Origin of the sequence: Zobellella denitrificans, from assembly GCF_002237365.1 — a bacterium.
Classification (GTDB): domain Bacteria; phylum Pseudomonadota; class Gammaproteobacteria; order Enterobacterales; family Aeromonadaceae; genus Oceanimonas; species Oceanimonas denitrificans.
On record NZ_NMUO01000035.1, the window covers coordinates 22,739 to 34,324 of the forward strand.

At 62.4% G+C, this 11,586-nt stretch carries 12 protein-coding genes; 2 read left to right on the forward strand and 10 right to left on the reverse strand.

All coding sequences use genetic code 11. The features are described from left to right. Positions 1 to 178: 178 nt before the first annotated feature. Together xdhB and xdhA are read right to left on the reverse strand one after the other, a co-directional pair. Positions 179 to 2,581: a xanthine dehydrogenase molybdopterin binding subunit gene (xdhB, locus tag CGX12_RS09375; RefSeq protein ID WP_094039624.1), complete on the reverse strand. Its 2,403-nt coding sequence runs from the start codon at positions 2,579 to 2,581 to the stop codon at positions 179 to 181. Next, a complete protein-coding gene (gene xdhA / locus CGX12_RS09380) occupies positions 2,574 to 4,019 on the reverse strand; it encodes a xanthine dehydrogenase small subunit (RefSeq protein ID WP_094039625.1) in 1,446 nt (481 codons plus the stop codon). Before xdhA ends, xdhB begins: the two co-directional genes overlap by 8 nt. A gap of 244 nt (positions 4,020 to 4,263) precedes the next feature. Here xdhA and CGX12_RS09385 point away from each other — a divergent pair, with 244 nt between their 5' ends. Continuing rightward, complete coding sequence (locus CGX12_RS09385) at positions 4,264 to 5,667, forward strand: MFS transporter (RefSeq protein ID WP_094039626.1); 1,404 nt, start codon at positions 4,264 to 4,266, stop codon at positions 5,665 to 5,667. Here the strand turns inward: CGX12_RS09385 and CGX12_RS09390 are convergent. Then, positions 5,664 to 6,284, reverse strand: coding sequence for a TetR/AcrR family transcriptional regulator (locus CGX12_RS09390; RefSeq protein WP_094039627.1), 621 nt, complete (start codon positions 6,282 to 6,284; stop codon positions 5,664 to 5,666). The two genes, CGX12_RS09385 and CGX12_RS09390, sit on opposite strands and share 4 nt — an antisense overlap. Before the next feature lie 170 nt (positions 6,285 to 6,454). Continuing rightward, positions 6,455 to 6,886: a GlcG/HbpS family heme-binding protein gene (locus CGX12_RS09395; protein WP_094039628.1), complete on the reverse strand. Its 432-nt coding sequence runs from the start codon at positions 6,884 to 6,886 to the stop codon at positions 6,455 to 6,457. 237 nt (positions 6,887 to 7,123) lie between these two features. On the opposite strand from CGX12_RS09395, the gene CGX12_RS09400 reads away from it, so the two are divergent. Then, entirely contained in the window at positions 7,124 to 7,696 is a 573-nt protein-coding gene (locus CGX12_RS09400) for a superinfection exclusion B family protein (RefSeq protein WP_094039629.1), read from the forward strand. A gap of 81 nt (positions 7,697 to 7,777) precedes the next feature. Here the strand turns inward: CGX12_RS09400 and CGX12_RS09405 are convergent, their stop codons facing one another. From CGX12_RS09405 to CGX12_RS09430, 6 genes are all read right to left on the reverse strand, one after another. After that, positions 7,778 to 8,239, reverse strand: a complete 462-nt coding sequence (locus CGX12_RS09405; RefSeq protein ID WP_094039630.1) for a methylglyoxal synthase — start codon at positions 8,237 to 8,239, stop codon at positions 7,778 to 7,780. A gap of 119 nt (positions 8,240 to 8,358) precedes the next feature. Continuing rightward, positions 8,359 to 8,835: a bacterioferritin gene (gene bfr, locus CGX12_RS09410; protein ID WP_094039631.1), complete on the reverse strand. Its 477-nt coding sequence runs from the start codon at positions 8,833 to 8,835 to the stop codon at positions 8,359 to 8,361. 68 nt (positions 8,836 to 8,903) lie between these two features. Next, positions 8,904 to 9,095, reverse strand: coding sequence for a bacterioferritin-associated ferredoxin (locus tag CGX12_RS09415; RefSeq protein WP_094039632.1), 192 nt, complete (start codon positions 9,093 to 9,095; stop codon positions 8,904 to 8,906). A gap of 82 nt (positions 9,096 to 9,177) precedes the next feature. After that, a complete protein-coding gene (locus CGX12_RS09420) occupies positions 9,178 to 10,884 on the reverse strand; it encodes a SulP family inorganic anion transporter (RefSeq protein ID WP_094039633.1) in 1,707 nt (568 codons plus the stop codon). A gap of 3 nt (positions 10,885 to 10,887) precedes the next feature. Next, positions 10,888 to 11,313 (reverse strand): protein tyrosine phosphatase family protein, encoded by a 426-nt coding sequence (locus CGX12_RS09425; RefSeq protein WP_094039634.1) that lies wholly within the window; start codon positions 11,311 to 11,313, stop codon positions 10,888 to 10,890. Positions 11,314 to 11,460: 147 nt separating this feature from the next. Next, positions 11,461 to 11,586, reverse strand: a 126-nt coding sequence (locus CGX12_RS09430) for an EF-Tu C-terminal domain-related protein (RefSeq protein WP_446750932.1), incomplete at its 5' end; no start/stop codon positions are given.

Consider the following 11,586-nt stretch of genomic DNA (forward strand, 5'->3'; position numbering starts at 1 on the left):
ACGCCGGAGCAGGAAGGAGGCCAAAGGGTGCTGCTTCGCCGACCCTCTGCCCCAGGGATGGCGCAGCGGAGCCCCTAGGGACGGGTTTATGGCGTGTCGGCGAAGTAGTGCCCTTTGGCCGACCTTTAGCGCTGTACCAACAGTCAACACAAGCTCCTGAGCCAGACTGCCCCTGCCCTTACTTGATCAACACATCCTCGACCCGGGTGGCGATCTCGTCCTGCTCCACCAGCGCCTGCATCTGCTCCACGCCCCACAGCACCCGTTCCGGGGTGGCCGGCGCGTCGATGTGCGGGTAGCGGCGGTAGCCGGACACGCTGGCCACGGCGTCTTTCAGCGCACACCACACCGACATGCCGAGCATAAAGGGCGGCTCGCCCACGGCCTTGGAGTGGAATACCGTGTCTTCCGGGTTCTTGCGGTTTTCCACCAGCTTGACCCGGAAGTCGATGGGCATGTCCGCCACCGCCGGGATCTTGTAGCCCGCCGGACCGTTGGTCATCAGCCGGCCCTGGTCGTTCCACACCAGCTCCTCGGTGGTCAGCCAGCCCACGCCCTGGATAAAGGCGCCTTCCACCTGGCCGATGTCGATGGCCGGGTTGAGGGAGTCACCCACGTCGTGCAGTATGTCGGCACGCAGTATCTTGTACTCGCCGGTCAGGGTGTCCACCACCACTTCGGCACAGGCGGCGCCGTAGGCGAAGTAGTAGAAGGGACGACCGGAGCCGGTGGCGTGGTCGTAGTAGATCTTCGGCGTCTTGTAGAAGCCGGTGCTGGAGAGCGACACCTGGTTGAAATAAGCCAGTTGCACGAATTCCGGAAACGACAGCAGCTGCTGGCGGATCTGCACGAAGTTGTTCTTGAACACCACGTCCTCGGGGCTGACCTTGAAGTGGCCCGCCGCCCAGTCGATCAGGCGCTGCTTGATGGTCTGGGCCGCGTTCTGGGCCGCCTTGCCGTTCAGGTCGGTGCCGCTCGAGGCCGCCGTCGGCGAGGTATTGGGCACCTTGTCGGTGTTGGTGGCGGTGATCTGGATGCGATCCACGTCCACCTGGAACTCTTCCGCCACTATCTGGGCCACCTTGGTGTTGAGGCCCTGGCCCATTTCGGTGCCGCCGTGGTTGAGGTGGATGCTGCCGTCGGTATAGATGTGGATCAGCGCCCCCGCCTGGTTGAGGAAGGTGGCGGTGAAGGAAATACCGAACTTCACCGGGGTGATGGCGATGCCCTTCTTGAGGATCGGGCTGCGGGCGTTGAACGCCTTGATTTCCTCGCGCCGCTTGCCGTACTCGGCCGACTGCTCCAGATCCGCCACCATCTCGTGGATGATGTTGTGCTCCACGGTCTGGTGGTAGTGGGTGACGTTGCGCTCATCCTTGCCGTAGAAGTTGACCTTGCGGATCTCCAGCGGATCCTTGCCAAGCTTGGAGGCGATCTCGTCCATCACGTGCTCGATGGTCATCATGCCCTGGGGGCCGCCGAACCCGCGGTAGGCGGTGTTGGAGGCGGTATTGGTCTTGCAGCGGTGGCCGATGACGGTGGCGTCGCCCAGATAGTAGGCGTTGTCCGAGTGGAACATGGCCCTGTCCACGATGGACGAGGACAGATCCGGCGAGTAGCCGCAGTTGCCGGCCACCACGATTTCCGCCGCCTCGATACGGCCGTTGTCGTCGAAGCCTACCTTGTACTGGTTGAAGAAGGGATGACGCTTGCCGGTCATCATCATGTCTTCGACCCGCGGCAGGCGCATCTTGGCCGGGCGGCCGGTGAGCCGGGCCACCACGGCGGCCATGCAGGCCGGGCCCGCGGCCTGGGTTTCCTTGCCGCCGAAGCCGCCGCCCATGCGGCGCATGTCGATGACGACCTTGTTCATGGGCACGCCCAGGACGCTGGCCACCAGCTTCTGCACCTCGGTCGGGTTCTGGCTGGAGGTGAACACCAGCATGCCGCCGTCTTCGGTGGGCACCACCGAGCTGATTTGGGTTTCCAGGTAGAAGTGTTCCTGGCCGCCGATGTGCAGGCTGCCCTCGATCACGTGCTTGGCCTGCTTGAGTCCGGCGGCGGAGTCGCCGCGCTGCTGCTTGTGGCTCTCGGTCACGAACAGCTCTTTTGCCAGCGCCTCTTCCACCGACAGCACCGCCGGCAGCTCTTCATATTCCACGATGGCGGCCATGGCCGCCTTGCGGGCGGTCTCGAGATCGCTGGCGGCCACCGCCAGCACCGGCTGGCCGTAGTATTCCACCTTGCCATCGGCCAGCAGGGGATCCCCCGCCAGCACCGGGCCTATGTCCAGCTCGCCGGGCACGTCCTGGGCGGTAATGGCGATGGCCACGCCGGGAAACTGGTAGCAGGGGCTCACATCCAGTTTGGTGATGCGGGCGTGGGCCTTGTCGGACAGCCGGGCATACACATGCAACTGATTGGGGAACTCCAGCCGATCGTCGATGTACTGGGCCTCGCCGGCCACCTGCTTGGCGGCGCTGTCGTGGGGCACGCTCTTGCCCACGCCGGTCTGCAGGTCCTGTTTGATCCTTTCCATCATTTCGTCGATGGTGAGCGTGTTCAGCGGTTTGTTAGACATAAGACGTCACCCTGGTTTCCAGTTTCAGATCCTGTTGCTCGATAAAGAACTTGTAGAGCAGGTTTGCCGCCGTCTTGGCGCGGTATTCCTTGCTGGCGCGGAAGTCGGACAGGGGCTGGAAGTCGCCGTCCAGGGCCTTCATCGCCGCCTTGACGGTGGCGTGGTTCCAGTCCTGGCCCACCAGCGCCTGCTCACAGGCCGCAGCCCGCTTGGGCGTGGCCGCCATGCCGCCGAAGCCGATGCGGGCCTCGGTCACCTTGCCGTTTTCTATGGTCAGGTTGAAGGCGCCGCACACCGCGGAAATATCGTCGTCTATCCGTTTGGACAGCTTGTACACCTTGAAGTGCTGGTTGGCCGCGGGCTTGGGCACTATCACCTTCTCAATGAACTCGCCTTCTTCCTGGGCGGTCACCTTGTAGCTCAGGAAGTACTCCTCGATGGGCAGCTCGCGCACCCGCTCGCCCTTGCGCAACACCAGGCGGGCATTGAGCGCGATCAGCACCGGCGGGGCGTCGCCGATGGGCGAGGCGTTGCCGATGTTGCCGCCCAGGGTGCCCTGGTTGCGGATCTGCAGGGAGGCGAAACGGTGCAGCAGCTCGCCGAAGTCCGGGTAGCTGCGGCTCAGGGCATCGTAGCTGTCGCTCAGGGTACGGGCGGCGCCGATCACCATCTGCTCGTCGGTTTCTTCCAGCTGCTTCATGTCGGCCACGTTGCCCACATAGATCATCTTGGGCAGTTCCCGGTGGAACTGGGTTACTTCCAGCGCCAGATCGGTACCGCCGGCCAGCAGCCGGGCATCCGGATGCTGTTCCAGCAGGGTCGCCAGTTCGGCGCTGGAGGTGGGCGAGAAGCACACCTTGTCGTCCCCTTCCAGGGTCACCAGGGTGTCGGTCTCGATCTGCGCCAGCCTGGCCACCACTTCGGCCTCGTAGCGGGAGAAGTCATCGGCCAGCTGCGGCTGCTCGGCGATGGCCTTGGCCGCATCGACGATGGGCCGGTAGCCGGTGCAGCGGCACAGGTTGCCGGCCAGAGCCTCGAGGATGTCGTGCTTGTCGGCCGCGGGCTTGTTCTTGCTCAGGGCGAACATGGACATGATAAAGCCCGGGGTGCAGAAACCGCACTGGGAGCCGTGGAAGTCCACCATGGCCTGCTGCACCGGGTGCAGACGGCCGTCCTTCGACTTGAGATCCTCCACGGTGATCAACTGCTTGCCGTGCAGTGCCGACACGAAGGTCAGGCAGGAGTTGACCGAGCGATAGCTGATCCGGTCTCCTTCACGCTCCCCCAGCACCACGGTACAGGCGCCGCAGTCACCGGACGCACATCCTTCCTTGGTGCCGGTCTTAGCCGCGCGGGTACGCAGATAATTCAACACCGTCATATTTGGCGAAAGGTCCTTCTCCTCCCGCAACTCCTGGTTAAGTAGGAACTTAATCAAGGTTTGCCTCCTTCAGCGAATACGCTGCACATTGCCGACCAACAGAATGGTAGTATCTTTACCTGTAATTAAAATAAAAAACTGACTCCTGAGTCAACAAATATTTCACAGCCAAGTAACCGTTTTGTTGCCGGCATGTATTAAGCGATTGCTGCCACAAGCAATTTACTCAACACTTGTGTACGTTGATGGCGGCAATTTTTTCTGTCTTTTGTGTTAAGTGTAGCGGGAGCAAAGCCAAACGATGACTCGAGACCTTCACCACGCCGAACGCCGGCGCGTACAGCAGGTTTTTCTCGGCGTGGCCCTGGCCATCATGCTGGGCGCCCTGGAAATCACCCTGCTGATGCCGGCGCTCTCCACCCTGGGGCGGGCTTTCGCGGCACCGGAGCTGGCCCCGCTGCTGGTGAGCAGTTACCTCTTCGCCATGACCCTCAGCATGCCGGTCTACGGCCGGCTGAGCGACCGCTTCGGCCGCCGCCCCTGTCTGGCCATGGCCCTCGCGCTCTTTACCCTGGGCTCGCTCGCCAGCAGCCTGGTCGACACCCTGCCGGCCCTGCTCGCTACCCGGCTGCTGACCGGCGCCGGTGGCGGCGGCCTGATCGCCCTGTCCTTCGCGGTGATCGCCGATGTGATACCGCCACGCCAGGTGGGCCGCTACCAGGGCTATATTTCCGCCATCTTCGCCATCTCCAGCGTGGCCGGGCCCCTGCTCGGCGCCCTGATCATCGGCCTGTTCGACTGGCGCTGGCTGTTTATCTTCAAGGTGCCGCTGGGGCTGCTGGCGCTGGGGCTCAACCACTGGGCATTGAAGGATCTGGGCCACCAGGGCGCCACAGGAAAACAGGACGGTGTCGGCATCCTGCTGCTGCTGCTGACGGGGGCCGGCTGGGGACTGGCGGCCAATGTCCCCCTGATCGCACCGGCGCTGGCCGGCTACCAGCCCCTCTTGCTGGGGCTGGCCGCCCTGCTCAGCCTGGTGCTGGTCTGGCACCAGTGGCGACACCCGGGCCCGGTACTGCCCCTGCGTTTCCTGAAGGAGCGGCTGTTCGGCATCGCCGTGCTGCTGCTGGCCCTGTCGGAGGCCATCCGGCTGGCCCTGCTGGTCTATGTGCCGCTGGGGCTGGAGCAGCAACTGGCGATGACGCCCGCCCAAACCAGCCAGGTACTGTTATGGTTTATCCTGAGCGTGACCCTGGGCACCTTTGTCAGCGGCAAGCGCATTGCCCGCCAGGGATTCTGCCGGCCTTTCCCCTTGCTGGGCGGAGTCACGCTGGGTCTGGGCTGTGGTGGCTTGTGGTGGGTATTCCAGGGACAGGAGCCGGGGTTATGGCTCTATCCGGCGCTGATCCTGGCCGGAGTGGGCATCGGCTTTCTGATCGTGGCCTGCTCCATCGCGGTGCAGAACGCCCTGCCCGCCCGTCAGTTGGGCTCGGGGCTGGCGCTGATGAACTTTATCCGTTCCCTGGGCGGCACCCTGGGGGTGGCCCTGCTCGGCTGGCAGTACCAGGGCAACGGTGGCGGCGACTGGATCATGCCGGTATTCCTGGCCCTGTCCGGTTATGCCCTGCTCTGCCTGGTGCTGGGGTGGTGGATGCCCGACGCCAGCCTGGCGGACACCGCCAAGAACGATCCCGCCCGGCCCTAGCCCTCCGTCAGGGACTTCACCCGGCAGCCGTCGATCACCAGCCGGGTGATCACCTCCGCCGCCTGGTCGAAGTCGCCGTCGTCCAGCTCTTCCTTGCCCAGGGCCATGGTGATCTGCCAGTTGAAGTCGGCATAGGTCTGGGTGGAGGCCCAGATGGCGAACAGCAGATGGTGGCCGTTGACCGGCGCCATCAGCCCCTGCTCCACCCAGTCGTTCAGCTTGGCGCTCAGGGTGCGGGTCTGCTCGCTCAGGCGGGCGATGATGTCCTCCGGCAGGTGGGGAGCACCGTGCATGATCTCACTGGCGAAGACCTTGGAGGCATAGGGGTAGTCCCGGGAGATCAGCAATTTGGCCTTGATATAGGCGGTCAGGGCCTTCACCGGATCCCGATACTCGATAAAGGGAGCCGACGCCGCCAGCAGCGGCTCGGTCACGCTCTCCAACACCGCCCGATAGAGCTTTTCCTTGCTGCCGAAGTAGTAGTAGATATTGGGTTTGGGCAGTTGGGCCAGTTCGGCGATATCGGCGGTCTTGGTGGCGGCATAGCCGTTTTCGGCAAAGATCCGGCTGGCGGCACGGATGATCTTTTCTTCGTTCTTGACTCTGATCCGGGACATACGGGGTTTCAGGCTCCAGGCCATTGGAATGGAAGTTTATTTTTGCTAACCATACCGGAATCCCGTGAAAATGAGTAAAAAAAAAGCGCCCACCGAAGCGGGCGCGTAAAAATGAGTAACCAAGGTTACCCCTCGACCAAAACAACAAGTTACTGCACAACGCTGCCAGACTAGCCGCAATCCGCGATCAGTTCGGCCAATGTGATTCCCGCGACCGCACAGACCTCGTCCACGTCCGACTGATCGCCGCTGATGCCGACGGCACCCAGCAGGCGGTTGGCCGCGTCCCGGATCAGCACGCCGCCGGGCACAGGCACAATATTACCCTGGGCCAGCACGTTGACCGCCGACATAAAGGCCGGTCGGGCCGCAGCCATTTCCGCCAGACCGCGGGAACTGCGCCCCAGGGCGATGGCGCCCCAGGCCTTGCCGACGGCGATATCCGGCCGCAGCAGGCTGGAACCGTCCTGGCGCTGCAAGGACACCAGCCGGCCAGCATTATCCAGCACGGCAACGGTCAGGGACGCAGCGCCCACTTCCATCCCGTGCTGCAAGGCACCGCGCGTGATCGTCAGTGCCTGCTCTAGTGTAACTGTACTCATTACCTGGACTCCCTGTCAGCTGTAACAATGGCGACAAATTGAGTACCAATAAAACACAAAAAAGGCACAATGTTAAGATCATTTGTATACATTTAATGTAAAAATAAATTTTTGGCTACCTATCCGATACACAAATGAAACCAAAACGGTTCTCTGTGGCTGTGCGCCCATACAATGGCACAGAAATTGCCTTAGCCGGGGACAGGTTGGACACGCCCCGGGACTGTGGAGACAAGCATGCTGGATTTACGAGAGGTTTCGCCGCTTAACTGGTTTATGTGCTGGTTGTTGCTGAGCTGCACCCTGGTGACCCTGTTGCCGGACAGCCTGTTCGCCGGCGCCTTCGGACTCTGGCTGGCCGATTATCGCCTGCTGTTCGTGCTGGGGATGGTGGTCTCGGCCTCCTACTTTCTCGCCCATGGCGCCATACTGCTGTTTCAGCACGTGTTTTATCGCAAGCAGCGACTGGTGCGACAGAAACTGCTGAAGGAAGTGCTGGATTATCTGGATGCGGGCGAGAAGGCGGTGCTGCGGGAGTTCGTGATCCAACGCAAGAGCGTCATAAAACTGCCGGTTACCGAGCCGGCCGTCAAAAATCTGTTGGAGCAGGGCATCCTCACCTACGCCTACGGTGAGCCCGTCGAACCCGGGTTCAACGCCATCAAGCCGCTGATGATCACCCTGGAAGCCCGCCCCCTGCTCACCTTCAAGGTCCTGGGACTCAACCCCGCCAACATGACCGAAGAGCAGAAGAACCAGATCCTCAATACCAGGCCCAAATACGCCTACAAGCAGTTGGGCCGGAACTGAGCCCCCCGGCTACGGCCGGAGCGCTCAGGCTTACCTGGACAGACAACGCCACTATCCGGTCAGGCGGACAAAGGGAGTGGCTCAGCCGGCCGTCCTTTCTTTCAGGTAGCCGTCATAGTCCGGAATGCGGATACTGAAGTCCCGGCTCATCTGGACACTGTCCATCAGCATGTCGGCGGTGGAGATGTTGGTCGCCACCGGGATATTCCATACCGTGGCCAGGCGCAACAGGGCCTTGACGTCCGGGTCGTGGGGCACGGCGTTGAGCGGATCCCAGAAGAAGATCAGCACGTCAATCTTGCCCTCGGCGATCATGGCGCCCAGTTGCTGATCCCCGCCCATGGGGCCGGACATCAGGCAGCGCACCGGCAGCCCGACCTTGCGGCTGAGCATGGTGCCCGTGGTGCCGGTGGCGTACAGGTGGTGCAGCTTCAGCTCTTCGGCCCGGCTGGCCACCCACTCCAGCAGCTGCTCTTTCATATGGTCGTGGGCCACCAGCGCGACATTCTTGTGGGGAGGCAGGGTTCTGTGAGTATTTTTCATCGCTATCGACATCCTTGCTAAAGTCTGGGTCCATAGTATCCAAAGCCGGGGCGGATGAGCAGTCCCAAAACGGAAAAAGCCCCGGGCGGGGCTTTTTCCGTTTTGAGCGGGAGCGGAACTCAGTCGTCGTCCACCAGCTGGGCCTGCAGATAATTCTGGATACCCACCTTGTCGATAAGTCCAAGCTGGGTCTCGAGCCAGTCCACGTGCTCTTCCTCGTTTTCCAGGATCTCGTTGAACAGATCCCGGCTGACGTAATCCCGCACCGATTCCGCATAGCCGATGGCTTCCTTGAGATCGGGGATGGCGTCCAGCTCCAGGGACAGATCGGCCTTGATCATCTCCTCGGTCTCCTCGCCGATACGCAGCCGGCCGAGATCCTGCAGGTTGGGAACGCCTTCGAGGAAGAGGATACGTTCGACCAGGAGATCCGCATGTTTCATCTCTTCGATGGACTCGTGATATTCCTTGTCGGCCAGATGATGCAATCCCCAGTCCTTGTACATCCTGGCGTGAAGGAAATACTGGTTGATGGCAACCAGCTCGTTGCCCAGCACCTTGTTGAGGTAGGAAATAATCTTGGGATCCCCTTTCATCGAACCGGACTCCAGTCAGTGTGAAGTCTTCTAAACGTAGTTCAGGGGCTGAAATTGATAAAGCGGTCTCAGGCGACTTCGTAATAGAGCGCGGTCTTGGCGTTTTCTTCCGCCAGTATGGCCATGGCCACCGGGATGCACTTGCCGCACTGGGAACCCACGCCCAGCTCGCGCTTCAGTTGCTTGAACTCGGTGTTACCTTCGGCAATGGCCTGTTTAAGCTGACGCTCGGTAATACCCTTGCACAAACACACGTACATAAGAAAAGTCCTCCGCCCGGATGGAACAAATCTAAATGATAGTGGTTATCAATGCAAGTTATTCCTTGCCGAAAAAAACGGCTCAGATCACATATTCCGGCTGGGTGGTCAGCCCGTTCCAGGCCTGGTACATGGTCAGGAAGACCCGCCCGTTCAGCCGGTCGAGAAAAGAACTCTGCCGCAGCCTGTCCATCACGGGCCCCTTGACCTCGGCCAGGTGGAAGCCGATGCCGGCCAGTTGCAACCGGTCGTTGATCATCTGCAGGCTGTCCAGGGCGGAAGCATCGATGCGATTGACAGCACTGCACTGCAACACCAGGTGCCGCACCTCGGGCCGCAGGCTCACCAGGGTGGCGACGATGTCTTCCAGCTGGCCGGCATTGGCGAAGTAGAGGCTCTCGTCCACCCGCAGGCAGAGCAGGCTCTGGTCCAGCTCCACCTGGTGGCGCAGCCGGTTGCGGAAATGCTCGGTGCCGGCGATAAGGCCGACCTCGGCCCAGTGCGGCTTGTAACTGTGGTAGAGATGCAGCAGCAGGGAGGCCGCGATACCGGCCAGCAACCCCAGCTCGACGTTGACCGCCAGGGTCACCAGAAAGGTCAGCCCCAGGGCGACAAAGTCGGTACGGGAGTAGTGCCAGGTATGGAGAAACTGGCGCCAGTCCAGCAGCCCCAGCACGGCCACCACTATGGTGGCGGCCAGCACCGCCTTGGGCAGGACACCGAGCCAGGGGGCCAGCCAGAGTCCGGCCAGCGCTATGCCGACGGCGGTGTAGATGCCGGCCGCCGGGGTCTGGGCCCCGGCATCGAAATTGACCACGGAGCGGGCGAAACCGCCGGTAACCGGCATGCCGCCGGACAGGCCGGCGGCGATGTTGGAAACCCCCAGCCCGATCAGCTCCTGGTTGGCGGAGATCCGCTGGCGACGTTTGGCCGCCAGGGTCTGCCCCACCGAGACCGACTCCACAAAGCCCACCAGGGACAGCAGCAACGAGGGCACGATCAGCGCCTGCCAGGGCAAGGCAGACCACTGCGGCCAGCTCCAGGCAGGCAGTCCCGACGGCACTTCGCCCACCAGGGCAACTCCCAGGGCACCCAAATCGAGCCCCCACGACAACAGCATGGCCACCATCACCAGCAAGGCCGGCGTCAGCCGCACCAGGGATGCAGCCAGCCCCTCGTCCACGCCCAGGCGCAACAGCATGCCCTTAAGCCGGTAACGGGACCAGAGCAGCAACGTCAGGCTGGCCACCGAAATCACCACAGTGGCCAGGGTAATGGCATCCCACTGCCGTACCAGGGAGCCCAGGGCCTGCAACTGATGCCCCTCCAGCCTCACCCCCAGCAGCGGGCCCAGCTGGCTGAGGGTGATCAGCAGGGCCGAGGCGCTGATAAAGCCGGACATCACCGGATGGCTGATAAAGTGGGCGACAAAACCCAGCCGCAGCAGCCCGAACAACAGCAGCCAGCCGCCACTCATCAAGGCCAGGGCCAGGGCACCATTCAGGTAGTGCACGCCCTCGAGTTGCAGTTGTCCCAGGGTGGAGGCCGTCATCAGCGACAGCACCGCCACCGGTCCGACCGAGAGGGTACGGCTCGAGCCGAACAGGCCATAGGCCACCAGCGGCAATATGCTGGCATAGAGTCCCGCCTCCGGCGGCAATCCGGCCAACATGGCGTAGGCCAGCGACTGGGGGATCAGCATCAGGGTGACGATCAGCGCCGCCCCCAGATCCTGGGCCAGGGTCGGCTTGTCGTAATGGCGGCACCAGCCGAGCAGGTGCAAGGACACGGCTCAGCCCCTGAAGCGGGCGTCGAACAGCGGCGCCATCGGCGACAGGTCGTATCCGGCCCGGGCGGCGGCGGCAATCAGTTCCGCCGCCGTCTGCCGGGAGGACTGGGCCAGGGCCCAGAGGGTGACGGAACGGGTACCACTGCGGCAGAAGGCCAGCACCGGCTGCTCGGTGGCGGCCAGGGCCAGCTCGAAGGCCCGGATGGCGTCCGGGGTAAAGTTGCCGGAAGAGATAGGGATCCAATGCCACTCGAAACCCAGCTCCCGCGCCCGGGCCGCCAGTGCCTCGGCCGCCGGCTGCCCTTGCACCTCGCCATCGGGCCTGTTGCAGATCAGGGTCCGGAAGCCGCGGGCCCTCAGCAGGGGCAAATCTTCTTCAGTGATCTGATCCGCCACCGCGAAGGTGGCATTAACCTGTCTGATATCCATAGTCTAGCCTCGTTGCAGGCCATGCCGGCCGTGAGTCGCCATCGGCAACACATTAAATTAGAGTATTCTAATAATAAGTTGACGTACAGCCCCTGAAACGCAAAAAGGAGGCCGAAGCCTCCTTTTTTAGCGATTGCCGGATCCCGATTACTCGATGATCTTGGCAACAACGCCGGCGCCAACGGTGCGGCCGCCTTCACGGATGGCGAAGCGCAGACCGTCTTCCATCGCGATGGGAGCGATCAGGGTCACGACCATCTTGATGTTGTCGCC

Bases quoted from the DNA above. Each gene is read 5' to 3' on its own strand.
- CGX12_RS09405 (WP_094039630.1), bottom strand. From the start codon at position 8,239: ATGAAAAATACTCACAGAACCCTGCCTCCCCACAAGAATGTCGCGCTG.
- CGX12_RS09395 (WP_094039628.1), bottom strand. From the start codon at position 6,886: ATGAGTACAGTTACACTAGAGCAGGCACTGACGATCACGCGCGGTGCC.
- CGX12_RS09400 (WP_094039629.1), top strand. From the start codon at position 7,124: ATGCTGGATTTACGAGAGGTTTCGCCGCTTAACTGGTTTATGTGCTGG.
- CGX12_RS09415 (WP_094039632.1), bottom strand. From the start codon at position 9,095: ATGTACGTGTGTTTGTGCAAGGGTATTACCGAGCGTCAGCTTAAACAG.
- CGX12_RS09390 (WP_094039627.1), bottom strand. From the start codon at position 6,284: ATGTCCCGGATCAGAGTCAAGAACGAAGAAAAGATCATCCGTGCCGCC.
- xdhB (WP_094039624.1), bottom strand. From the start codon at position 2,581: ATGTCTAACAAACCGCTGAACACGCTCACCATCGACGAAATGATGGAA.
- CGX12_RS09425 (WP_094039634.1), bottom strand. From the start codon at position 11,313: ATGGATATCAGACAGGTTAATGCCACCTTCGCGGTGGCGGATCAGATC.
- bfr (WP_094039631.1), bottom strand. From the start codon at position 8,835: ATGAAAGGGGATCCCAAGATTATTTCCTACCTCAACAAGGTGCTGGGC.
- CGX12_RS09385 (WP_094039626.1), top strand. From the start codon at position 4,264: ATGACTCGAGACCTTCACCACGCCGAACGCCGGCGCGTACAGCAGGTT.